The organism is Lactococcus muris, from assembly GCF_042849115.1.
Lineage (GTDB): Bacteria > Bacillota > Bacilli > Lactobacillales > Streptococcaceae > Lactococcus > Lactococcus muris.
On the sequence record NZ_BAAFQO010000019.1, the window covers coordinates 17203 to 41920 of the forward strand.

The window sequence follows — 24718 nt, forward strand, 5'->3', positions numbered from 1 at the left end:
GGATTTTTCTTTTTATTTCATTGTTGGGAAGAGGAGGACATCACGGATAGATGTTGTTCCAGTGAAGAGCATGACGAGACGGTCAATACCAATGCCTAACCCCCCTGTTGGTGGCATACCGTGTTCCAAGGCTTCTACATAGTCATAGTCCACGCCAGTTGCTTCATCGTCACCAAGTTCTTTTGCTTTAGCCTGTGCTTCAAAACGTTCCAACTGATCGATAGGGTCGTTGAGCTCAGAGAAAGCATTTGCGTATTCTTTACCGTTGATGAAGAGTTCAAAACGATCTGTAAAACGAGGATCTTCTTCATTCATTTTAGCTAATGGTGAAATTTCTTTTGGATGTCCAAAAACAAATGTTGGTTGAACCAATGTATCTTCAACATATTTTTCGAAGAATTCATTAATGATGTGTCCGACACTTGTAAAGTGCTTTTCAACATAGATATCATGTTCTTTAGCTAAAGCAACAGCTTCTTCAAAGGACATGTCTTTCCAGAAGTCTACCCCTGTTTGCTCTTTGATTGCATCAACCATGTGGACACGGGCAAACTTGCCACCCACGTTGATTTCTTTACCATCATACTCAATAATATCTTTACCAAGCACAGTGTGGGCAACATGCTGGAAAATACCTTCAGTCAAGTCCATAATGTCATCAAAATCAGCATAGGCCTCATAGGATTCCATGGTTGTAAACTCAGGATTGTGTGTCATATCCATTCCTTCGTTACGGAAGACACGACCGAGTTCATAAACCTTTTCCATGCCACCAACGATTAAGCGTTTCAAGTGCAATTCTGTCGCAATACGGAGCGCCATATCAATGTTTAATGAGTTGTGGTGTGTATAGAATGGACGGGCAGCAGCACCGCCGGCTTCATTGTTTAAAACAGGTGTTTCAACTTCAAGATAACCTCGTCCGTCCATATAGCGGCGGATTTCACTGATGATTTTAGAACGCGTAACAAAACGGTTGAAGCTTTCTTTGTTTGAAATCAAGTCCAAGTAACGTTTACGGTAACGTGTTTCCGTATCTGTAAGGCCATGAAATTTTTCTGGCAATGGGCGAAGTGCTTTGGACAAGAAAGTCAGTTTGCTGGCTTTAATGGAAAGCTCACCCATATCTGTTTTCATGATTTGCCCTTCAACACCCAGGAAATCACCGAGGTCAGCTTGTTTGAAGATTTGATAGTTTTCTTCACCCACCTCATCTTTACGCACATAAATCTGAATTTGCCCTTCGCGGTCTTGGAGATGAGCAAATCCCACTTTACCTTTACCGCGCTTTGTCATCAGACGACCTGCGATTGTTGCATGCAAGTCTTTTTCCTGTAATTCTTCCTTAGTATTTTCATCGTATTTCGCATGTAGTTCTGCAGAGTTATGTGTACGAACAAACCGGTGTCCGAATGGATCGATACCTGACTCGCGCAGTGCTTCCATTTTTTCACGCCGTACCTTCATTTGGTCATTAAGTTCTTCAATAATTTCAGCCAAAATGTTTTCTCCTATAAAAAAAGTTTATATCATTCATATTTTAGCATAATTTTACTGCTTTTGATAGCCCATAAACATGTTTTTGAAAAATGTTTTAGGCCAAAGATAGAGCCAGTTTTTGCAACACAAGTTTTTCAAAAATTTGGCACGAAAGTATAAGGAGCTGTATGTCTGTGAGCAAGCTGTTCTTGATATGCATTTGTTACTGAAATCAAACATAAAAATACTACTAAAATCAATAAAAAAATGCTACAATGGTTGAGTTATATTGGAGAGGCAGTATTATGCTAGGGAAGTCAAGCCTAGACTGAATTAAGCCAGATAAATCCAACTTAAAGATTTTATTTATTCTATAGGAGTTGCGTTTTGAAAAAAGTCAAAGAGCTTTTAATTGGTAAGTCTTTAAAATCTACCGTAGGTGATTCGCATTTGCTGACCAAATTACAGGCTTTGGCCATGCTATCGTCAGATGCCTTGTCATCAATCGCTTATGGACCTGAGCAAATTCTTTTAGTACTCGTAGCCGTAGGGGCAAGTGCTTCTTGGTATTCTGTACCTATTGCCTTAATTATCTTGGTTTTACTGTTTGCCTTGATTGGAAGCTATACACAAGTTATTCATGCCTATCCGTCAGGCGGTGGCGCTTACTTGGTTTCAACAGAGAATCTTGGGACGATTCCGGGCCTGATTTCTGGGGGTTCACTACTGGTTGACTATATGTTAACTGTTGCTGTATCTACAGCTTCTGGTGCAGATGCAATTACTTCAGCTTTACCAGAACTTCATCAGTACAATTTACAAATTGCAGTAGGGTTGGCCTTATTGCTTATGCTGATGAACTTGAGAGGCCTTCGTGAGTCGGCCGCCTTTCTGATGATTCCTGTGTATACCTTTATCCTTGCAACTGTCGCTCTCCTAGGCGTGGGTATCTTTCGCATCTTCGCAGGCAGCTTGCCTTATCAAGCACCTGCGCATATCGGAACAACAGTTGGCGGTATTTCACTTATCCTCTTGCTTAAAGCTTTCTCCACAGGTTCTTCGTCTTTGACAGGGGTAGAAGCCATTTCTAATGCTGTACCTTTCTTTAAGCAGCCGAAGGAAAAAAATGCCGCCAAAACTTTGGTGATGATGGGTATTATTTTGGCAGCTTTCTTTAGTGGTGTTATCTTCTTTGCCTATTGGTTAGGCTTGACACCACGTGCTGATGTAACCATCATTGCACAGATGGCACAAAAAATCTTTGGAGACAGTGTTTTTGGCCATGCTTTCTTCTTTATTTTCCAAATTGCAACAGCTTTGATTTTAGCAGTAGCAGCAAACACAGGTTATTCAGCTTTCCCGATGCTTGCTTTTAATATGGCTAAGAAAAAATATATGCCGCATTTGTTCACGGCGCGTGGTACGCGTTTGAGCTACTCAAATGGTATCATTAGCCTTGCTATAGGTGCAGTTATCCTCCTGTTTATCTTCGATGGGCAAACAGATAGGCTGATTCCTCTTTATGCTATCGGTGTGTTCACGCCCTTTACTCTCGCGCAAGTTGGTATGGTTGTGCACTGGCGTAAGAAACTGGGAAACAAGTTCCTCTTGCACTCCATTCCAAACATCATTGGAGCTCTTATCTCCTTTGTTGTTGTTATGATACTGCTGATTTTCCGTGTTTCTGAAATTTGGCCTTTCTTTGTCGTTTTGCCGCTTTTGATTTTCTGCTTTATCCGTATTCATAATCATTATATGAATGTGGCAGAGCAATTACGCTTGCGTAAAGAAACAGCAGAACATAAGTTTGATGGAAATACAGTGATTGTTCTGGTTGGAAATGTGACAAATGTAGATATCGGGGCGATTAACTATGCGCGTTCTGTAGGGGATTATCTCATTGCTCTCCACGTGTCGACAAAAGAAGATACGGAAAAAGAAGCAGAAATTGAAAGAGATTTCAATGAAACTTTTCCAGATATTAAGCTGACAGTCGTGCATACAAGTTACCGTAGCATCATCACCCCAGCTGTTCGCTTTATCAACTTGGCTGCAAAACAAGCTAAGGCACATAACTATACAACAACAGTCTTGATTCCGACATTTATTCCATCGAAACCCTGGCAAAATATTTTCCACAACCAGACAGGCTTACGCTTGCGTTATTACCTGAATTCCCACGAGGACATTATTCTTGCCAGCTACAACTACCATTTGAAAAAATAAGCAAAAAATACAAACACACACGTCAGAATGATAAATTCAACATTCTGACGTTTTTTTGAACAGAGTTTCTTAACTAATTAGGGGATGAAACTTATACAAGAGTAGGCCAGATATTGTTGTCAATGCCCCTGATGCTATCTCCTAGAGGATTCAGGCCCACAAATCACTCCCTGTTTTTGCTATAATAGTTTTCATGCTAAATAAAAATATCGTACCAGGCTTGGGGCTAAGTTTTGCAGTTGCACTGATGAGCTATGTTTTGAATCTATTTGTTTTTAAAGGACTAGGCGCAGCAACCATTGCTATTTTATTAGGCATTGTTTTAGGAAATATTTATTTTAAGCAACCCATCCTTTTTGCGGGGACAGCATGGTCAGAAAAGAAGCTCCTAGAATTTTCGGTGATGTTTTTAGGAGCCACGGTGACCTTTCAAACGATAAAAGAGTTAGGTTGGAAGGGAATGAGTTTCATTCTTTTACAAATGGTGCTTACAATTGTCTTTGTCATGTTTATCGGGAAAAAACTAGGCTTTTCATCTAAAGTAAATGCACTTATGGCTTCAGGAAATGCTGTTTGTGGTTCCTCGGCTATTGCGGCAGTTGAGCCAGTCATTGGTGCAGAGGATAAGGATAAGCGTACTGCAATAACTATGGTGAACTTGATGGGAACCTTTTTAATGCTTCTGTTGCCCATCTTAGGAACTTGGTTATTGGGAGAAAACGACTTTTTACGTGGGGCTTTGATTGGTGGGACGATTCAGTCGGTTGGTCAAGTTGTAGCTTCGGCGACCATGGTGAATTTAGGAACAACCACTATGGCAACATTATTTAAAATTATGCGGATCATCATGCTGGTCTTTGTTGTGCTCTATTTTTCCTACCAAGTACGTCAATCGGAAGGGGGCTTGAAACAGCAGGCAGAGGAGCACTTAAAGATAAAACGCCAAGCCTTTCTCCCCTGGTATGTTTTGGGATTTGTTATTTTTTGTAGCTTGGATACTATACTTCAGTTTCCCAGGTTTATAACAGAAGCTGCACGTTTTATCAGTAGCTGGTGTGAAGTTATTGCGCTAGCAGCAATTGGTCTGCGCCTAAATTTGGTGGAATTTATCCGAGCGGGTAGAAAGTTAGCAATTTATGGTTTGGTCGTCCTTCTCTTTCAAGTAGGAGTCGCGCTTATTCTGATACGTTTATTATTGGCTTAGATAAATAAATATCTAAAATGATATAATATACTCAATGATGTAGATTAGAGGGGGGAAGTTATGGATTGGCGAAAAGACAGGATTGAATCGGCGGCCAACGGAACAAATCCGATGATTATTGCAGAACTTAAAGCAAGTTATGTTGCGATAGGTGACACGCAATTTCTTGAGGGATATTGTGTACTGTTACCGAAAGAAAAATATTATTCATTGAATGATATGGAAATTGAAGAAAGAACTCAGTTTTTGAAAGAGATGAGCATTGTTGGCGATGCGATAATCAATGTCTGCGAACCCTTGCGTATCAACTATGATATTCTTGGAAATACGGATGCCTATTTGCATGCACATGTGTTTCCAAGATATGCGAGTGAATCAGAAGAGCGAAGGAAAATGCCAGTATGGCTTTATGATAAATCGCACTGGACGGATGACCGCTACCAATATACAGATAAAAAACATAAGCTTCTTCGTCAGAAACTGATTGCTGAAATTGAAAAACTTACAAATATGGTGAAATAGCTTAACAAAGTATGGCAGCATACTGGAACATTATTCAAATTTTGACGATTATTTGGACAGAAGCAAGTAGGAGATTAAACAATGACTATCGCATATGATGAAATTATGATTCGCTATGGCGAACTCTCAACAAAAGGAAAAAACCGTGGTTTCTTCATCAATCGCTTGGCCAATAATATAAAAGAAGTCCTTGCAGATTTGACAGATTTGAAGATTACTGCACAGCGTGATCGTGCGCATATTGAACTGAACGGTACAGACTATGAAGAAGTCTCAAGACGTTTGATGAAGGTCTTCGGGATCCAAAACTTTTCTGCTTCTATTAAGGTTGAAAAGTCGATTGAGGGGCTAAAAGCAGCTGCGGTTGCTCTGATGAAAGAAATTTATCATGAAGGAATGACTTTCAAAATCGCTACGCGGCGTTCTGACCATAGCTTTGAACAAGACTCAACAGAGTTAAACATGACTCTAGGTGATGCTGTATTTGATAATTTTGAGTATGCAAAGGTTCAGATGAAAAAGCCAGATATTACACTTCGTGTTGAAATTCGGCTCGAAGGTGCCTATCTGAGCTTTGAAACAGTTAAAGGTGCGGGTGGTATGCCGGTTGGGACTGCTGGACGTGGCCATTTGATGCTCTCAGGTGGAATCGATTCGCCAGTGGCAGGTTATTTGGCGCTTAAACGTGGTGTAGAGATAGAGGCTGTCCACTTTGCCTCTCCCCCTTATACCAGTCCTGGAGCTTTGAAAAAGGCGAAGGACTTAACAGCAAAATTGACGGTATTTGGTGGGACGATTACCTTTATAGAAGTACCTTTTACGGAGATTCAAGAAGAAATAAAAGCCAAAGTCCCACAAGCATATTTGATGACCTTGACACGCCGCTTTATGATGCGTGTGGTTGACCGTATCCGTGAAGAACGGGGTGGAAAAATAATCATTAACGGAGAAAGTTTGGGGCAGGTTGCTTCACAAACTCTTGGTTCAATGTCTGTGATTAATGAAGTCACGAGTACACCGGTGATTCGTCCAGTTGTTACAATGGATAAGATTGAAATCATTGACATTGCCGAAAAAATTGATACGTTCAACCTGTCGATTTTGCCCTTTGAAGATTGCTGTACCGTATTTGCACCACCATCCCCTAAAACAAATCCAAAGCTGGACAATGTCCTGACCTATGAAAAACGTTTGGATGTTGAAGGTATGGTTGATCGTGCAGTTAAAGGCATTATGGTGAGTAAAATAACAGGAGAAAACTGGGACAAAGAAGAAGCAGATGAGTTTTACGACTTGCTTTGATTTTTGAAAGTAACTGTATCATTGGATGAAGCTTTTAGCCTTTCCATAGAGGAAGAGAAAGGGAACAAATGAAAAACAGAACAAAAGTGCTTCTGACCATTGGTCTGTTTACACTGATGTCTACCTTAGACGGTTCAATTGTTAATATTGCACTGCCGACAATGGCACGTGAGCTGAATGTATCGACAGCCCAGATTACTTGGGTGGTCACTATTTACTTAATCGTTATTAGTGCAGTCATTCTTATTTTTGGGCGGCTGGCTGATTTGATTGGAAAGACAACGGTTACGAGATGGGGCTGGACGATTTTTATTGTTGGTTCGCTGCTTGCGGGCTTAAATCTTGGCTTGGGGCTTCCTTTCTTACTCTTTGCACGTGTGATCCAGGCTATTGGCGCATCGATGTTTATGGCTACAAGTTTTGGAATTGTGGCTCAAGTTTTCCCCGTTGAGCGGCGTGCGCGTGCTCTGTCAATCACTTCCATGTTCGTTTCTGTTGGTTCTATAGCAGGACCAGCACTTGGTGGTTTAATCTTACAAGTTGCTTCTTGGAATTATATTTTTTGGATTAATGTACCGATAGGGATAGTGGCTTGGATCTTTGGGAGTCGTGCTCTGCCAGAGGATGAGGAACAAGGCTCTGTAAGTGAAGTAGACGTGTCAGGTGGTTTACAGATGACTGCGGTCATTGTTCTCTTGTTTATGGCTTTGAATTTTGGACAAGCCTTAGGCTGGACTAACCCTCTTATATTGTTGAGTGTAGCGCTTGGAGTCGTTCTTTTTATCAGTTTTATTTTTACTGAACGGCGGAAGGACAAGCCTTTACTTGATTTAGCCATTTTTAAGAACAGGCTCTTTTCCTTGAGCCTCGTGATGTCAATGCTAAATTTTACTGTAGCAATGTTTGCAAGCATTCTCCTTCCCTTTTACTTGCAGGATTATCGGGACTATTCCCCTGGGACAGCAGGTTTTATCATGATGGCCTACCCTATGGCAATGCTGCTAGTAAGTCCTATTGCTGGTGCACTTGCAGATAAAATCGATAAGGAAGTGATTACTTTTGTGGGAATTACGGGCGTTGTACTTTCACAAATCGGTTATCTCCTTATCCGTGTAGATTCCCCACAATGGTGGGTTATTGCAGTGTTATTGCTTCAAGGAGCCTCAATGGGAGCATTCCAAAGTCCCAATAATGCCTTGATTATGGAAACAGTGGAACGGAAATATTTAGGAATTGCTGGCTCTGTGAACTCCTTAATCCGGAATATGGCTTTTGTCTTAGGAACATCTATAGCAACCATAATCTTATTTCTATCCATGTCGAGTCAACTTGGTTATACGGTAAGGACTTATTTACCAGATTATCCAGAAACCTTCTTACAAGGCATGCAGATGGCCTTTCTTGTTTCATTGATTTTGACAAGTATTTCTTGGCTCTTGGCAGGAGTACGCCTCTTGGGACGAAAAAAATAAAAATAGCTTGGCAAACTTCTTGCCAAGCTGTTTTTATTCATGGACAGAGAGCGTATCATTCGCCTTCTTTTGAATTTTTTTACGTCTTTTTTCAATAAAATCATAAAGCAATGTATGATGGTTGCTCGCGAGAGAATAGTCCTCTAAAGTATTGACATTCTGGCGTAGAACCTTTGCCTCGCCAATAGTGAGTTCACCACGCGATTCATACTCAAAAATAGCCTTGCGTTCTAAATAGTAAGCACGCATCATTTCCTTAAGATTATTGGGTTGAGCGCGGTGGAGAATCCCTGTGATATAGCCTCCGCGTGAGACAAACTCTGCAGAACGTAGGCGCTCTGCTTGAAGATAGTGAATCAGGCGCTCATCATAAACAGATTCCAAGTTGTCCAGTGCTTGCAAGACTAACTTTGTGTTAGAGAAGTATAGTGCGGTAATCTCCCGATGCGTGATTGCATTATCTGGACGTGTTTTTCGGAAACTGAAGTCCAGATGAATGATTCTTGACAGGAGGAAATGAATGACACGTATCGAAATAGCGGAAGCATACTGTAAACTTGAAACCAAATTATGGGCAACAGACTGCTCCATAGAGTGGAGATAACGCTGATAAGTACGATAAGTATACATGGAAATTTCATTTTGCCTCAAAGCATTCTCTAACCCTTCGGCTTCAAGACGAACGATAAGAAGTTGCAATTCGTTAAAGTCAACAGAAGTATTTGAACTCTCTTGCTCTATAATGAGTTTTTGGATGCGATCCTGATAGCTATCGATTGCGATATTATAGCCCAGCCGGGCCTTTTCTTTGTGAACCTGTTTCAAGTCATTTTCAAGCTCTCGCACAACATCCGCTAAGATTGAAATCTTAACCATGTTATCCACTTTGACGACTTTCTTGGCTGCAATTAAGGGGAGGACAAAGAGTCCGGTTAAAAAACTGAGCGCTGTGACAGCAGCACAGAGGAAGATGATTAAGCTATGAGGGACATCAACTGTACGTGGTAACAGGAGTACAGTAGCAATACTTACAGTACCTTTCGAACCTGAAAAAGTAAGCAGCAGTATATCGTTCCAGTAGGCTGAAAAATCTTGATTGCGTCGAAGAGAAACATAGCGATAGTAGATAGCCAGTAGAGAAAAACGGAGGATAAAGAGCCCTATTGTTAAAAAAAGAACCATTAACAAGAGAGAAGAAGTAGAGTAGAGAGGATCTGCAATAAGTGGAAAGACCAGCTGATGCAGCTCTATACCAAGGAAAAGAAAGACTGTTGAATTCAATACAAAAGTCAGCAAGTCCCATATGGTATTTTTTACTTTTGTTACCTGAGCATCGAAAAGGGTAGTGCGTTTTAGCCCATTGGCCTGCATAACACCGGCTACAACAACAGCGATAATTCCTGAAACTTCAAGCAAGTCAGCAATTAAAAACGCGGATAAAGGAAGCATAAGTTCTAAGATAAGGTAGCCTGTAACATCTCGTGCATCTACGTCTTCAAGGATTCGTAAAATAAAAGATTTTATCCAAACAAGAAGGAAACCAACAGCAGCTCCACCAATAGCAGAGACAACCAAGTCAGTAGAAGCATGGGCAAGCGAAAATTCGCCAGTTGTCAGGGCGAGTACAGCAATTTGAAAGGAAATGATACCAGAAGCGTCATTCAACAATCCTTCTCCTGTGAGGATGCTCATTACACGCTTTGGAAAGTTAAAGCGTTCAGATAAGGCAGCAACCGCAATAGCATCTGTCGGTGCCAAAGAAGCCCCTAAAGCGAAACAAGCAGCCAAGGGAACTGAAAAATAAAAGAAGTGTGTCAAATAACCCAAACCGATTGTTGTAATAAAAACTAATGGAAAAATAAGTATGAGTATCGTGCGCGTATGCTTAAAGATATGTTTGATATCTGCTTCCTCACTTTCACGAAAAAGCAGGGGCGCGATGATAAAGCCTAAGAAAAACACTGGGTCAACTTGCAAAAGTTTTGAAGCACCCAAAAAGCCCAAACACAGCCCAATCACGACTTGAATCAGTGGGAGAGCCAGTTTTGGGAAAACTTTATTGATGATATTTGAAATAACTAGAGCAAGAAGAAAAACGATGACATAAAAAATAGTATGGAGCACAAATTTTCCTTTCTTTTGTCTATTTTAGAGAAAAAACCACACAAAAAGTACAGTTTATAAGATTATAAGCTGAACAAGGTCACTTTATTTTTTTTAAAAGTTCTTTTTTTTGACTGATTTTCTGATCGATCTTGTCGCAACTTTTTTTACTTAAAATGGCGCGACAGCGTTTCAACTCAAGTTCTGTCAACTGACGTTTCAGTTTTTCTTTTTTTACAAAGTCAGATTCGCCGCTGTCAATGTATTCCAGCTTCTGTTTTAGTAGAGCTTGTTTGTGCTTAAGCGCTTCAATTTGATGCTTAAGTTTTGAAATTTGTTCATAGCTTGCTGCTTGCTGGTGTAAATCATCAAGTTTATTAGACAAGAAAAGCTTTTTCTCTTCAAGAAGATGAAGTGCTTCAAGAACCTTATTTCTTTTTTCTTCCTGTGAAACAGGAGTAAAAATCTCGCCTTTATCAGAAACAGTTGCTCTTTCTGTATCGCTTTGTTTTTCTAAATATTGTTGACGCAAGTCTTTCAGCATTTGCTCAAAATCTTTATCAGACATAATTCTATCCTTATAATCTTGTTCTTAGAGCTATTATACCATGATTACGGCGAAAAAATAAAATAGTCTTTCTTATTTACGAAAAAACAGTAGAATGAGCATTCTACTGTCTTTGATTTCTCTACAAATTAATAAGTTAGGATAAAGTTTTTCTTCTTACCACGGCGGATAACTGTTAATTGCTTATCAATTTTATCAGCGTCTGAGAGCATGTAATCCAAGTCTTGAATACGTTCACCATTGATGTAAATCGCACCATTTGTCACATCTTCACGCGCTTGGCGCTTAGAGTTTTCGATTCCTGCTGAAATCAAAAGTTCAACGATATTAAGATTATCGTCCGATTTTACCTGATATGTTGGAACGTCTTTTAAACCAGAAAGAATGGATTTGGCATCGAGTGCTTTCAAATCCCCCCCGCCAAATAATGTGTCAGTGATTTTCACAGCTTGCTCGTAGGCAGCTTGCCCATGAACAAGTGTCACGACTTCTCGGGCCAAAACTTTTTGAGCTAGGCGTTCATGACGTGCTTCTTCAAATTTCTCAGCAATTTCAGCGATTTCCTCAAGTGACAAAAAGGTAAATATTTTCAGCATTTTAACAGCATCATCATCATTGACGTTAAGCCAGAACTGATACATCTCAAAAGGAGAGGTTTTATCAGCATCTAACCAAATAGCGTTACCCTCAGATTTACCAAATTTTTTCCCTGTTGAGTCTGTAATTAGTGGGATAGTGATAACGTGCCCGGTTTTCCCAGCTTTGCGGCGAAGTAGCTCTGTTCCAGCAGTCATATTTCCCCATTGGTCAGAACCACCAAGCTGCAGGGTAATACCATGACGTTGGTTGAGCTCATAGAAATCATAACCTTGCATAATTTGATAAGCAAACTCAGTATAAGAAATACCCGTTTCAATACGACTCTTGACGGAGTCCTTGCTCATCATGTAGTTAATTGTATAGTATTTACCGACATCACGAAGAAAATCAATGAAGGTCAAATCTTTAAACCAGTTATAATTGTTTTCCATTTGGGCCTTGTTTTCACCATTTTCAAAATCGAGAAAGCGTTCCAGCTGAGCTCGAATTTTGTTCGCCCATTCGACAACTGTTTCTTTTGTTTGTAGACCACGTTCAGCATCTTTGAAAGAAGGGTCACCGACTAAACCAGTTGCGCCTCCCACTAAAGGATACGGCTTATGTCCAGCCATCTGCAGACGTTTCATAGTTAAGAGAAGCACTAGGTTTCCGAGATGTAAACTGTCAGCAGTAGGATCGTAACCAACATAATAACTGACCATGCCCTCAGTCAAAGCTTCGCGAAGAGCTTCTTCATCAGTGGTTTGAAAGATTAGACCACGTTCTTTTAGTTCGTCAAAAATATTCATGTTACCTCCTAAACTAGTTAATACTGACAGTTTTGTTATAGTTTCTCTCAGTAAATTAGATTAACGTTCTCATTATATCAAAAAAATGCAAAAATAGGCACGAAAAAAGAAAGGAAGTTTGATATAATATGTAGTATGAAAAAAAATCAAGAGCAATCCAAAGAGCGTACACGTGCACGTTTGCAGGCCAAACTGGAGGCAAAGCGAGCAAAAGAGGCACAAGCGGACCATAAGAGTTCGCTTAAAAAGCCTCATAAAACTAAAAAAGATAAGGTCAATAATACAGACGAAGGCAATAAAACAACCTGGCAAACGGTCTTTTCGGTAGGACGTGGTGTGGTTGCTGTTTTGGGTGTTCTTCTTCTTTTAACGGGCGTATTTGGCGTAGCTGCAGGAGCAGGTTATTTTGCACGACTAGTTGAAAATACTGATGTTCCAGAAAAGGACGAACTTCTTGAGCAAATTAGAAATATTCATGGCGTGTCTGTAATGAAATACAGCAATGGTACAAATATTTCAGACATTTCTAGTGATTTGGTAAGGGTAAATGTGTCCAGTGATCAAATCTCACAAAATGTAAAAGATGCCTTGATTGCTACAGAGGATGAAACTTTTAAAACCAATAATGGTGTTGTCCCTAAAGCTGTAGTCCGTGGGATACTAGGAGCATTAGGTGGAGGAACGAGTTCCGGTGGTTCTACCATTACCCAGCAGTTGGTCAAGCAGCAGTCTCTTGGAGACAGTGTCACTTTCCAGCGTAAAGCCAGTGAGATTGTATATGCCTTGCAGCTTAATCAATATTTGAGTAAGGATGAAATTTTAACAGATTATCTCAATGTTTCACCTTTTGGACGAAATAATCAAGGGAAAAATATTGCTGGAGTCCAAGCAGCAGCGCAAGGAATTTTTGGAAAATCAGCTAAGGATTTAACTGTGCCAGAAGCAGCTTTTATTGCAGGCCTGCCTCAGAGTCCGATCGTGTATTCGCCCTATAATGCAGATGGTTCACTCAAGTCAGAAGAATTACTTTCTTATGGCTTGGCACGGCAACAAAATGTCCTTTTCAATATGTATCGTGCAGGTTATTTGAACAAAGAAGACTATGAAAAATACCGTGCAGTTGATATATCTAAAGAATTTTTACCTTCAAAACCACAAGATTCTGTGGCACATGGCTACCTTTACAATGTAGTTTATAATGAAGCTTTGAAACATGTATATGACTATCTTATCAAGAAGGATGAGGTTTCTGCTACTGAACAGGGCAACGACAGCACGAAACAAAAATATCGTGAAATGGCAGCACAAGCCTTACAAACAGGTGGTTACACGATTACAACAACAATTAATCAAGCAGTCTATGAAGCCATGCAAAATGCAGTTGCTCAATACGGCGGAATTTTACAAGACGGCACAGGTGAAGTTCAGCCGGGTAATGTTTTGATGGACAATAAGACAGGAGCAGTACTTGGTTTTATTGGCGGTTTGGACTATGCAACGAATCAAAATAACCATGCCTTTGATACGACGCGTAGTCCAGGCTCTTCTATTAAGCCCATTCTGGCTTACGCACCGGCTATTGATTTAGGCTTGCTTGGTTCAGCTAGCATGCTCAGTAACTATCCCGCAAACTTTTCCGATGGGACACCTATCTTACACGTTGGTGAAACAGGGACGGGTATGGTTAGCTTAAACGAAGCACTAGGTGTTTCTTGGAATATTCCTACACACTGGACATATCAAGCAATTCTGAACTCAGGCAACAGTGTTGAACCTTATATGAGTAAGATGGGCTATTCTGTCCCTAATTACAACATAGAGTCTCTTCCTCTTGGAGGAGGGATTGAACCAACCGTGGTACAGCATACCAATGGCTATCAAACTCTGGCTAATGGAGGGGTTTATGAACCTTACTTTGTTGTACAAAGCATTAAGGATGATGCTGGGAAAGACATTTATGAGCATGAGAGCAAAGCGACAAGGGTTTATTCACAGGCAACCTCTACAATTACTACAAACCTCTTGCGCAATGTTTTGACTTATGAGCCAAGTAGACGTACGACCAACTTTTTGCAAGACTTGCAAGCCATTAATCCATCACTTGCAAACAATGTAGATTGGGCTGGTAAGACGGGAACTTCTAACGACTATGTGGATGGCTGGCTCATGCTTTCTACACCAACAGTTTCTCTTGGAGGCTGGATTGGTCACGACGACAATACTTCTATGGGGAGCAAGACAGCAGCTGTAAACAATGGAACATATATGGCTAACTTAGTTAATGCTATTGCAGCAGCTGACCCGAATATCTTTGGGCCGGGAGAAAAATTCCCAGACCCAAGTAAGGATCCAGATGTGATTAAGAGTACAGTCCTCAAGTCTACGGGACAAAAACCAGGCACGGTGACTGGAGGAAAGCTTAAGAACGTCAAGGTTTCAGGCCCAACAACCACGAGCTATTGGGCGAAAAATGGTGCACCTGTGACACAGTTTAAGTTTGGTATCGGTGGTACAGAGGCCAACTATAATGATGCCTGGAGTAAGATTTTGGGAGGCAGTAAGTAAAAAAGAGCTTTGGCTCCTTTTTATTTCAAAAGAGGGACTCACTATCGAAAACTATCGCTTTTCATGTGCTATAATAAGCACATGAAGAAAGTTCTCTATAAAAATCATTTTCAGACACCCATAGGGGAAATGCTGAGTATTAGTGATTATGAAAGCCTCTATCTTCTCGAATTTGTTGAGCGGAAGAACTTGAAAAAGAAAATAGACGGTCTAGGAGCAGACTTGGAAGAACGCCCGACCTTTGTCTCCCGTCTTGTTGAAGAAGAAGTGCAGGAGTATTTTTCAGGAATACGGAAAGAATTTGACTTACCCTTGGTTTTTCAAGGTACGGCATTTCAAAAAAAGATTTGGCGTGAACTTGAGCAGATTCCATTTGGACAGACGAAAACCTATAAGGAAATTGCTCAAAAAATAGACAATCCCAATGCAAGCATTGCAGTTGGAGCAGCAAATGCTTCCAATCATTTTGCTATTGTGATACCGTGCCATCGACTAAAAAGTAGTTCAGGGCAACTGTCAGGTTACGCAGCGGGAATATGGAGAAAACAATGGCTTTTGCATTTCGAGGAGGAGGTTGCATGTGGTGAATGAAGAAATTAAGCTTTCGGTGAAACGTAATCAGAGAGGACAAATTATCCAAGTTTTTTTTGATAACCAACATGAAGAAGTGACCTATGAGGAACTTACTAATAACCAGAACTTTGAATTAAGTGGAGGTACTGCCTTTCAGCAAGCTGTTTGGTTAGAACTACAAAAAATTCCTGCGGGAACTACGATTAGTTATCAAGAAATGGCAGCCCGTGTCGGCAGTCCTCAAGCTCAACAAGCTGTAGGACAAGCTTTAGCACGAAATCCCCTACCTGTAATTTTACCCTGCCACAGAGTCACTCGTAAAGACGGAAGCTTGGGAGGTTTCATGGGGCAGGAGGATGCTGTACACATAAAACAGAAAATTCTAGAGTATGAAAAAAATTTAAACAGGAAATAAAGGAAAAAAAGAGGCTGGGAGAAAAGTCGAAATTCGACGGAGTTCAAGCTAAGTCCTAAAAGTAAAATCGCTCAACTACGGCATTTTCTTTGCCGAAACTGAGCGATTTTTGATTATTTTGGATTTTTTGCCTCAGATTATATGAAGGAGAAATTATATGGTGTTTTTCAACTTGCTTGAAGAGCACGTTTTTTATAGTGAAGATAAGTAGGATAAGTAAAGCAGATAATGGAAACGCCCCAAAGCAATCCTCCTAAGGTATCAGAGGGATAATGCACCCAAAGCAGCACACGAGAAAACATTGTTAAAAAGATTAGGAATAAAGTCACGAGACCAGCTAAATACTTGCTCCATATAGAAGTAAGATATTGTAAGAGGATGAAAAAGAGACAACCAAACAGGACGACTGCAAAAGTCGTATGCCCACTCGCAAAACTTTTCCCAGTTTGATCGAAAAAGGCAGGAAAACGGTGCAGTTCTGGACGCTCACGACCAATGATGAGCTTGATGAGCGCATTGCCTCCCACAGCTATTCCCGAAACAAGGGCCAGCCAAATCGCTGACACTTTATCTTTAATAAAAAGAACCGCAATAATGATTAGCGCAACTATAGCTCCCAGAGCATCCCCTAGAAGGACTGCAACAATAGATGAAACTTGTATAAGAAAAGTGTTGTCTTGCAAGTGCCATGCAGCTGTCTGCAAGTAGGGATCAATATATGGCATTGGAGAATGGGTGTAATGGAGCTTCACAATAACAGTGAGTATTATAAATAAAGCTAGTGCCACAGCACCTAAGCTATAGTAGATTTTTTTATTCATAGTTTCCTTCATATCTTATTTGAAAAATGACTTTTATTTTTTACTTTTTATCTAAAACAAAGATGAATGCTAGAGGGATTTTAGCGAATTACCGCTAAAAAGAGGCGGCTGCCTCTTTGTAAACTAATAATTTTTAATCTTTGAAATCTTTTCTTTATCAAGTGATGTCACAATGGCACGAATAAAGTTTTGAGCTTCCATGAAGTCATCAATGTTGAAGATACTTTGATGGCTGTGGATGTAACGTGCACATACGCCGATTGTTGTTGAAGGTATGCCTTCATTTTGCAAGTGGGCCGCACCAGCGTCGGTGCCGCCTTTGGAGATGTAGGCTTGTGTCTTAATGCCGTTGATTTCTGCTGTATTGAGCAAGAAATCTTTCATACCAGGAAGCATGATGTGTCCGGGGTCATAGTAACGGAGCAGTGAGCCTGCACCTAGACGACCGTTGTCATTAGCAAATGTATCCGTTGCCGGTGAACAGTCGACAGCGAAGAAGAGCTCAGGTCTGAATTTTCGTGTTGAAACATGAGCGCCGCGCAGACCAACTTCTTCTTGGACATTTGCGCCAATAATTAATGTAACAGGCAATTCCTTATCTTTAAGGTAGTCCAAAAGTTCTAGAACCATAAGACAACCATAACGGTTATCCCAAGCTTTGCCGATAACATTTTTGCCATTGGCAGTTAAGATAGTTTCAGCTTCTGGGACGATAACATCCCCTTGACGTATCCCAAATTCTAAAACTTCCTCTCTGTTCATGAAACCACCATCAAAGATAATGTCTTCAACTTGTGGCAAAGTGAGTGCTCCGGAAGCACCGCGTAAAAGATGTGGAGGTAAGCCGCCGGTAACGACAGGGATTTTTTGACCATCACGTGTAAATAGAGTGAAACGTTGGGCACTAATAACTAAGGGGTTCCATCCACCAAGAGCGACAACGCGAAAAGTTCCGTCAGATTTGATGGAGGAAACCATGAAACCAACTTCATCCATATGCGCAGCAATCATCACGCGTGGAGCATTTTTTATTTGACTTTCTTTTGTGACAAAGATGCCTCCAAGGCCATCAGTTTCAGGGCTATATCCTAGCTCAATCATGCGTGCGCGCATATAGTCACGCATAGGGGCTTCATAGCCGCTGGTTGCTTGGATTTCAGTTATTTCTTTAATCTTGCTAAATAAAGTCATGTGAGGCTCCTTTGGTTTTTTATACCCCTTATTGTAGCATTTAAAGGTAACATATGACAACATATTGTCAGGAGGGGGCAACTGGTACAAGAGGAAGGAGGAGTAATTATAAGTATTAATATGAAAGATTTTATGTTAAAATTTTTATATGAAAAAATATTTTAAAGTTGGCTTGGGTTTGCTTGCCGCTATAGCTGGCGCGCAGATACTTTACCGAGGCTACAAACATATTGAGGGTAATTTGCGCGAGGAGCTTATTGACGCTGTACGCGAATCTTTTGCCGATCAAGATATTCAAGTGGTCTGGCTCTTTGAAGAAGCTGATCGAGGAGCTATTTATAAAGGTGGTGTGGTTGTTGGGAAAAACCAAAATATCAATTTTGAAATTGATGGAGAAACCTTGAAAATTACAGAGTTAGGAGAGGAGTATTTATGATTATTCCAAAAAATTACGAAGAGCTTGCTGAAATTGTTAAATCAGATGGCAAACACGTGCTGTTCTTTACTGCAGGCTGGTGTCCCGACTGCACGTTCATCAAACCAAGAATGCCAGAACTCGAAGCAGAGTTTTCAGATTTTAACTTTGTAGAAGTTGATCGTGATGAATTTATGGACTTAGCTATCGAATGGGGAATCATGGGCATTCCTAGTTTTGTAACACTTGAAAATGGCAAGGAAACAGGCCGTTTGGTTAATAAATTGCGTAAAACAAAAGAAGAAGTGAGTGAATTTTTGAAGGGTGTAGAAGAAAGAAAATGATTGCAACGTATAATAAAAATGTGGGTGATGTCCTCATGCTTATTGTGGCGAACAATGAGGGAGCGGACGTAAACTACGAGCGTAAGGCGGATGTTGCGCGTGTCTTCCGTGAAGATACTGGGCAAACAGTAGCTTGGAATATTTTCAATGTTAAAGAAGAGTGGCCAGATTTGGCTCAAGGGCAAAACGCTTTGACTAAAGCACAGGTTGCAGAGCTTAACCTAAGATTGAGTAAAGCAGGGTTTGAAGAGCAACTTGTATATGATGGACAGCCCAAGTTCGTTGTGGCGGAGATTCTCACAATGGAAGATCATGCAGACAGTGATCATTTGCATGTATGTCAAGTAGATGTGGGATTAGAAGAACCTGTGCAAATCGTTTGTGGCGCACCTAATGCCTTTGTTGGTATGAAAACAGTTGCAGCCTTACCAGGTGCTATGATGCCTTCAGGAAGTTTGATTTGGCCTGGTGCTCTGCGTGGTGTACCTTCCTTTGGTATGTTATGTTCAGCGCGTGAGCTTGATTTGCCAAATGCGCCACAAGTTCGTGGAATTATTGACCTACAAACAGACGTGACAGCTGGTGCAGCTTTTGACCCAGAAACAATGTGGCAAGCTTAAAAAAAATAAAATAAAGAAAAAGATTCCAGTGAAAGTTGGAATCTTTTTTCGTATTATTAATAACAGGAGGTAAAACGATGAATAAAACACTACTTATTGGGCGGCTTGTTGCAACCCCAGAGCTAAGTAAGACGACAAACGATAAGAGCTTGCTTAGGATAAATTTAGCAGTTAAAAGACGCTACAAAAATGCAGAAGGTGAGAAGGATGCGGACTTTATTTCCCTAGTTTTTTGGGAAAGAGCTGCTGAACATTGTGCATCTTATGCTAAAAAAGGAGCTTTACTTGCGGTTGAAGGAGAAATACGAACGCGAACTTATCTTGATAAACAGGAACAGAAACGCTATGTGACAGAAGTTTTGGTTAAAAACTTTGATCTTTTGGAGAGCCGTGCAACAGTCGCCATGCGACAGGGAAATGTAGAAAGTGAGCCTCTAGATTTGAAAGAAGAAGAACTTCCCTTTTGACAGCGAAAAAAACCATTTTTCTTCTGCTAATATAAAGGAAACAATGAAGGATGAGGAAGAAGGATACAAACGCGAAAAATAAAGGAAGAACTTCTTCTTTTTTCATAGGAAAACTGGAGTAAAATATGTAACTTGGTTGTATAACTCTCTTGAAGCACGAGAAAGCAACTTTAAGTTTGGCTATGAACGAGGTAGGGAAAGCACATTAGGGGCGGGACAAAAACATATATGATGTCTTTGTGCATTTTTGTGAGTGGCAGATACTTTTACAAAACTATGTAAGGGAGAATCAAGACTTTTTACCCTCCTCTATAGTTGGAAATGAACCAATATTTTGGAGAAAAGCAGCAAATAACTCCCTACTAGAGCAATCAAGAAAAAATGTCTGTGAGTCATGAAGAAAGGCTTAGTCCCTTGCGACAATTTTTTGATAAAGCGCTCTACACAGAGAGTTTTTATTCGTGGACTGGAACGACAAGCTTAGGGCAGTATTTTCAGTTCTCTCTTGCCTCTATTATGATTGGGCTCTGAAGAAGATACGCCTTCATAATAAAAGGTTCCAAAGATAGAAAAAAGAGTTTTTTTCTTGACTAATTTTGACCTTCGCGGTAAAATAAGAGATATAAGTTAGCAGTCAAACTTAAAGAGTGCTAAAATAAAACAAAAATGGAGGAATAACATGTTGAAACCCTTAGCAGATCGCGTTGTTTTGCGTATAAAAGAGGAAGAAGAAAAATCTTTAGGTGGTATTGTCTTGGCTTCAGCGGCCCAAGAAAAGCCGCAGATTGCTGAAGTAGTAGCAGTAGGTCCAGGAAAAACAACTCATCATGGAACGGTTATTGCACCTACAGTACAAGTTGGTGATACAGTTCTCTTTGAAAAATTTGCGGGTACCAATGTAAAATTTGAAGGCGAAGATTTCTTGATTATCAAGGAATCTGATATTCTTGCGATTGTTTAAGGAAAATAAAGACAGGAGAGAGTAAAAAATGGCAAAAGATATTAAATTTTCATCAGATGCACGTTCAGCAATGGTTCGTGGTATTGATATTTTAGCAGATACAGTAAAAACAACACTTGGCCCTAAAGGTCGTAATGTTGTTCTTGAAAAATCTTACGGAAGTCCCCTTATCACTAACGATGGTGTAACTATCGCAAAAGAGATTGAGCTGGAAGATCATTTTGAAAATATGGGAGCAAAACTGGTTAGTGAAGTTGCTTCAAAAACAAATGATGTTGCCGGTGACGGAACAACAACAGCCACAGTTTTGACACAAGCTATCGTCCGTGAGGGCTTGAAAAACGTAACTGCTGGTGCTAACCCAGTGGGAATTCGTCGTGGTATTGAGCTGGCTACTGAAACAGCTGTGAAAGCACTTAAAGAGTTGGCTATCCCAGTATCTGGTAAGGAAGCTATTGCACAAGTTGCAGCTGTATCCTCTCGTTCAGAAAAAGTTGGAGAGTACATCTCCAATGCTATGGAAAAAGTTGGTAATGACGGTGTTATTACTATTGAAGAGTCAAAAGGTATGCAAACTGAACTTGAAGTTGTAGAAGGTATGCAGTTTGACCGTGGTTACTTGTCTCAATACATGGTAACAGATAATGAAAAAATGGTTGCTAACCTTGATAATCCATACATCTTGATTACGGACAAGAAGATTTCAAATATCCAAGAAATCTTACCTTTACTTGAACAAATCTTGAAAACAAACCGTCCTTTGCTTATCGTAGCAGATGATGTTGATGGTGAAGCTTTACCAACTCTTGTGTTGAACAAGATTCGTGGTACTTTCAATGTCGTTGCTGTCAAAGCACCAGGGTTTGGTGACCGTCGTAAAGCACAACTGGAAGATTTAGCTATCCTTACAGGTGGGACTGTTATTACAGAAGAGCTTGGTTTGGAACTTAAAGATGCAGGTTTAGAAGCCCTTGGACAGGCGAGCAAAGTCACTGTCGATAAAGAACACACAACAATTGTTGAAGGAGCTGGTTCAGCAGATGCAATTGCAACACGTGTAGCTACGCTCAAAGCTCAAGTTGAACAAACAACTTCTGAATTTGACCGTGAAAAACTTCAAGAGCGCTTAGCAAAACTTTCTGGCGGTGTCGCTGTGATTAAAGTAGGTGCTGCTACAGAAACTGAACTCAAAGCACAAAAACTTTTAATCGAAGATGCGCTTAATGCAACACGTGCAGCTGTAGAAGAAGGTATCGTCGCTGGTGGTGGTACTGCTCTTGTAACAGTCCTCTCTGCTCTTGATGCGCTGGAAGAAGAAGGGGATGTACAAACAGGTGTGACCATCGTTCGCCGTGCACTTGAAGAGCCTGTACGCCAAATTGCAGCCAATGCTGGTTATGAAGGTTCAGTCATCATTGACAAGCTCAAATCTGCAGGTAAAGGTGTCGGCTTCAATGCGGCTACCGGTGAGTGGGTGCAAATGATTGAAGCAGGTATTGTGGATCCCGCAAAAGTAACACGTTCAGCACTTCAAAATGCTGCATCAGTAGCAGGTCTTATCTTGACGACAGAAGCAGTTGTTGCGGATAAACCAGAGCCAGCTAGTCCAGCTGCTCCAGCCATGGATCCGTCAATGATGGGTGGCATGATGTAATATTATAAAAGAACCCTTTAATAATAAGGGTTCTTTTTGTGTCTTTACTCATAAAATGCATAAAGGGAGCAAAAGGTGGACAATAATTTAAAGTATATTATCTAGGGCAGTTGTTATCTGATCTTTTGATTTTTGAGTAACATGGTTATAAATTAATAGGGGAGTATCTGCCTTAGCATGTCCTATACGTTCCATCATTATTTTCAGAGATGTGTTTGATTTTGCTAGGATAGGTACATGTGTTTAATCTTTTCTTGTATGGAAGAAATTTCTTGACATGAGGCAGAATGACTACTATAATGTGGTTGAATACGGTTGATTGCTTAGAATTTTCTTCACACTTTAGAAATTGTGTAAACTTTTCATAGGGAACGTTTAAAGCTGTGAAGAGTTAATAAAATGTGGTCAATTGTATGAAATTTATTCAAAACATTGTCTATTGAAACTGTTTGGGTATAGTGTAATAAACACGGTATCTAGCATTAAGTTGAGAATTTGGAGGGAATTATGTGCACATCAATTACATACGTGACAAAAGACCATTACTTTGGAAGAAATTTTGACTATGAGATATCTTACAATGAAGTTGTAGCTATTACTCCGAGAAATTATATCTTAGATTTTCGAAAAATAGAAAATTTAAATACTTATTATGCAATGATTGGAATAGCTGCAGGTATAGCAGATTATCCTCTTTACTATGATGCCATGAATGAAAAAGGGCTATGTATGGCTGGGTTAAATTTTGCTGGTTACGCATACTATAATGAATATGAGGAAGGAAAAGAAAATGTTTCACCTTTTGAATTTATTCCATACATTTTAGGGCAGTGTACGACTGTAGATGAAGCCAAAAAACTTTTAAATACTATAAATTTAGTCAATATTAATTTTAGTGATGACCTTCCTCTATCACCGTTGCATTGGTTGCTTGCAGATAAGGAGAAATCAATCGTCATTGAAAGTATGGAAGATGGGCTTCATATATACGATAATCCTGTAGGAGTTTTAACAAATAATCCTTCTTTTGATTATCAACTCTTTAATTTGAATAACTATCGTGCATTATCTAACATGACACCTAAAAATAATTTTTCAAATCAAGTGGATTTAGAGGTTTATAGTCGAGGTATGGGAGGAATAGGCTTACCAGGAGATCTTTCTTCAACATCTCGATTTGTTAGAGCAGCTTTTGCGAAATTAAATTCAGTATCAGGAAATTCAGAAGATGAAAGCATTAGCCAGTTTTTCCATATATTAGGAGCAGTGGAGCAACAAAGAGGCCTGTGTGACGTAGGAGATGAGAAATACGAATATACAGTATATTCATCCTGCTGCAATGCAGATAAGGGAATCTATTATTATCGAACATATGAAAATAGCCAAATTACAGCCTTAGATATGTTTAAAGAGGACTTGGAGAGTAATCAAATAGTTAAGTATCCCCTAGTAGAAAAGCAGCAAATTAATTATGCCAATTAGTTTATGTAGAATGTTGGTAAATTTTTTCTAAATGAAAACATTCAGATTGGCGCTTGAAAAGTAAAAAAACAGATGTCAGAATATATTTGGAGCCATAAGCTACAACAGTAACATCCAAGGCCGTCTTTTTGCTTAAGTGAGCGGCAAACATATTATTCATAGAATTGAGAGCGTCGTAGTTTCGCGGTGCTCTTTTATGTTATAATAAAAGTCTGTTCTTATAGGTGTCCCTGCTTCGGTGGGGATTTTTTAGTAGCTTGAATTTATAATTTAAGTGCAACAGAAAAAAGACTATTCATAAATCCAGTATAATAAGTTTGTCGAGAACATTATTAAGCTGGAGGAAATATGAATAGTCCCTACACTCATCTTACAATATTTGAACGAGAAAGTATATTTTTGTGGTCATCACAAAAGGTTTCTGTGCGTGAAATCGCTAGACGCTTAAATCGGAGTGTCTCCACAATTTCAAGGGAGCTTAAAAGAAATAGTGTTAATCAGGACTACTCTCCAACGGTTGCCCAAAGCAAATACCAGAGCAGAAAAAGTCATTGTGGAAGAAAAGCAATCTTCACCAATCGTCAATATTGGGAGAAAGTGAGACACTTATTCGTTGATTTACAATGGTCTCCTGAACAAATCTCTGCACGATTAAAGCATGAAGATTCGGAAGTACAGGTCAGTTATACAACCCTCTATAGGGCAATCTATAATGGCCTATTTGAGCTTGAAAAATTAAGTCATGGTAATCGTGGGTTAATTCGTTCACTGCGTCATAAAGGGAAAACTAGGCACACGAAAGGACATCAAGAAAAGAGGGGGAAAATCCCTATCTCCCATACCATTCATGAACGTCCAGAAAGTGCCAATCAACGTCTGGAGATTGGACATTGGGAAGCCGATACTGTAGCTGGAAAGACTGGTGGTTCATGCTTGGTTACGCTCA

At 40.0% G+C, this 24718-nt stretch carries 23 protein-coding genes; 17 read left to right on the top strand and 6 right to left on the bottom strand.

Annotated features, from left to right (window positions below):
• Window positions 1-12: 12 nt before the first annotated feature.
• Window positions 13-1503 (bottom strand): lysine--tRNA ligase, encoded by a 1491-nt coding sequence (lysS, locus tag ACGHCK_RS10040; RefSeq protein WP_202230455.1) that lies wholly within the window; start codon window positions 1501-1503, stop codon window positions 13-15.
• Between the two features lie 363 nt (window positions 1504-1866).
• Here lysS and ACGHCK_RS10045 point away from each other — a divergent pair, with 363 nt between their 5' ends.
• The 5 genes from ACGHCK_RS10045 (at window position 1867) to ACGHCK_RS10065 (ending at window position 8205) form a co-directional block, all read left to right on the top strand.
• Window positions 1867-3705 (top strand): APC family permease, encoded by a 1839-nt coding sequence (locus tag ACGHCK_RS10045; RefSeq protein WP_251422824.1) that lies wholly within the window; start codon window positions 1867-1869, stop codon window positions 3703-3705.
• A gap of 193 nt (window positions 3706-3898) precedes the next feature.
• Window positions 3899-4909: a YeiH family protein gene (locus ACGHCK_RS10050; RefSeq protein ID WP_251422826.1), complete on the top strand. Its 1011-nt coding sequence runs from the start codon at window positions 3899-3901 to the stop codon at window positions 4907-4909.
• A gap of 60 nt (window positions 4910-4969) precedes the next feature.
• A complete protein-coding gene (locus tag ACGHCK_RS10055) occupies window positions 4970-5431 on the top strand; it encodes an HIT family protein (RefSeq protein WP_202230415.1) in 462 nt (153 codons plus the stop codon).
• An 81-nt stretch (window positions 5432-5512) separates the two neighbouring features.
• Entirely contained in the window at window positions 5513-6733 is a 1221-nt protein-coding gene (gene thiI, locus ACGHCK_RS10060; protein ID WP_251422828.1) for a tRNA uracil 4-sulfurtransferase ThiI, read from the top strand.
• Window positions 6734-6801: 68 nt separating this feature from the next.
• A complete protein-coding gene (locus ACGHCK_RS10065; protein ID WP_251422831.1) occupies window positions 6802-8205 on the top strand; it encodes an MFS transporter in 1404 nt (467 codons plus the stop codon).
• Window positions 8206-8238: 33 nt separating this feature from the next.
• Here ACGHCK_RS10065 and ACGHCK_RS10070 read toward each other — a convergent pair whose 3' ends face one another.
• From ACGHCK_RS10070 to tyrS, 3 genes are all read right to left on the bottom strand, one after another.
• Window positions 8239-10329 carry a cation:proton antiporter gene (locus ACGHCK_RS10070; RefSeq protein ID WP_271328242.1) on the bottom strand — a complete coding sequence of 697 codons (2091 nt, stop codon included), beginning with the start codon at window positions 10327-10329 and terminating at the stop codon, window positions 8239-8241.
• A 79-nt stretch (window positions 10330-10408) separates the two neighbouring features.
• Window positions 10409-10876, bottom strand: coding sequence for a hypothetical protein (locus tag ACGHCK_RS10075; protein ID WP_251422836.1), 468 nt, complete (start codon window positions 10874-10876; stop codon window positions 10409-10411).
• A 128-nt stretch (window positions 10877-11004) separates the two neighbouring features.
• Window positions 11005-12264: a tyrosine--tRNA ligase gene (gene tyrS / locus ACGHCK_RS10080; protein ID WP_251422839.1), complete on the bottom strand. Its 1260-nt coding sequence runs from the start codon at window positions 12262-12264 to the stop codon at window positions 11005-11007.
• A gap of 135 nt (window positions 12265-12399) precedes the next feature.
• Between tyrS and ACGHCK_RS10085 the strand changes: the two genes are divergently transcribed.
• From ACGHCK_RS10085 to ACGHCK_RS10095, 3 genes are all read left to right on the top strand, one after another.
• Window positions 12400-14829 carry a transglycosylase domain-containing protein gene (locus ACGHCK_RS10085; protein ID WP_271328243.1) on the top strand — a complete coding sequence of 810 codons (2430 nt, stop codon included), beginning with the start codon at window positions 12400-12402 and terminating at the stop codon, window positions 14827-14829.
• An 81-nt stretch (window positions 14830-14910) separates the two neighbouring features.
• Complete coding sequence (locus ACGHCK_RS10090; protein WP_202230125.1) at window positions 14911-15420, top strand: methylated-DNA--[protein]-cysteine S-methyltransferase; 510 nt, start codon at window positions 14911-14913, stop codon at window positions 15418-15420.
• Window positions 15410-15817 carry a methylated-DNA--[protein]-cysteine S-methyltransferase gene (locus ACGHCK_RS10095; protein WP_202230126.1) on the top strand — a complete coding sequence of 136 codons (408 nt, stop codon included), beginning with the start codon at window positions 15410-15412 and terminating at the stop codon, window positions 15815-15817. The genes ACGHCK_RS10090 and ACGHCK_RS10095 overlap by 11 nt, the downstream gene beginning before the upstream one ends.
• A 167-nt stretch (window positions 15818-15984) precedes the next feature.
• Here the strand turns inward: ACGHCK_RS10095 and ACGHCK_RS10100 are convergent, their stop codons facing one another.
• Complete coding sequence (locus ACGHCK_RS10100) at window positions 15985-16638, bottom strand: phosphatase PAP2 family protein (protein ID WP_251422850.1); 654 nt, start codon at window positions 16636-16638, stop codon at window positions 15985-15987.
• 123 nt (window positions 16639-16761) lie between these two features.
• Window positions 16762-17829 carry a glutamyl aminopeptidase gene (pepA, locus tag ACGHCK_RS10105; RefSeq protein WP_251422853.1) on the bottom strand — a complete coding sequence of 356 codons (1068 nt, stop codon included), beginning with the start codon at window positions 17827-17829 and terminating at the stop codon, window positions 16762-16764.
• Window positions 17830-17977: 148 nt separating this feature from the next.
• Here pepA and ACGHCK_RS10110 point away from each other — a divergent pair, with 148 nt between their 5' ends.
• From ACGHCK_RS10110 to ACGHCK_RS10150, 9 genes are all read left to right on the top strand, one after another.
• Window positions 17978-18265 carry a hypothetical protein gene (locus ACGHCK_RS10110; protein ID WP_202230129.1) on the top strand — a complete coding sequence of 96 codons (288 nt, stop codon included), beginning with the start codon at window positions 17978-17980 and terminating at the stop codon, window positions 18263-18265.
• Window positions 18262-18588, top strand: coding sequence for a thioredoxin family protein (locus ACGHCK_RS10115; protein WP_251422856.1), 327 nt, complete (start codon window positions 18262-18264; stop codon window positions 18586-18588). The genes ACGHCK_RS10110 and ACGHCK_RS10115 overlap by 4 nt, the downstream gene beginning before the upstream one ends.
• Window positions 18585-19208, top strand: coding sequence for a YtpR family tRNA-binding protein (gene ytpR, locus ACGHCK_RS10120; RefSeq protein WP_251422859.1), 624 nt, complete (start codon window positions 18585-18587; stop codon window positions 19206-19208). The genes ACGHCK_RS10115 and ytpR overlap by 4 nt, the downstream gene beginning before the upstream one ends.
• 77 nt (window positions 19209-19285) lie before the next feature.
• Entirely contained in the window at window positions 19286-19675 is a 390-nt protein-coding gene (locus ACGHCK_RS10125; RefSeq protein WP_202230132.1) for a single-stranded DNA-binding protein, read from the top strand.
• 381 nt (window positions 19676-20056) lie between these two features.
• Window positions 20057-20206 carry a ClbS/DfsB family four-helix bundle protein gene (locus ACGHCK_RS10130; RefSeq protein WP_251422862.1) on the top strand — a complete coding sequence of 50 codons (150 nt, stop codon included), beginning with the start codon at window positions 20057-20059 and terminating at the stop codon, window positions 20204-20206.
• A gap of 148 nt (window positions 20207-20354) precedes the next feature.
• Window positions 20355-20636, top strand: coding sequence for a co-chaperone GroES (gene groES / locus ACGHCK_RS10135; protein WP_202230133.1), 282 nt, complete (start codon window positions 20355-20357; stop codon window positions 20634-20636).
• A 28-nt stretch (window positions 20637-20664) separates the two neighbouring features.
• Window positions 20665-22290, top strand: a complete 1626-nt coding sequence (gene groL / locus ACGHCK_RS10140) for a chaperonin GroEL (protein WP_251422864.1) — start codon at window positions 20665-20667, stop codon at window positions 22288-22290.
• Window positions 22291-22797: 507 nt separating this feature from the next.
• On the top strand, window positions 22798-23772 hold the full coding sequence (gene bsh / locus ACGHCK_RS10145) for a choloylglycine hydrolase (protein WP_271328245.1): 975 nt from the start codon (window positions 22798-22800) through the stop codon (window positions 23770-23772).
• Between the two features lie 348 nt (window positions 23773-24120).
• Window positions 24121-24718: IS30 family transposase (locus ACGHCK_RS10150; RefSeq protein ID WP_394304441.1), on the top strand; the 598-nt coding region annotated here is incomplete at its 3' end.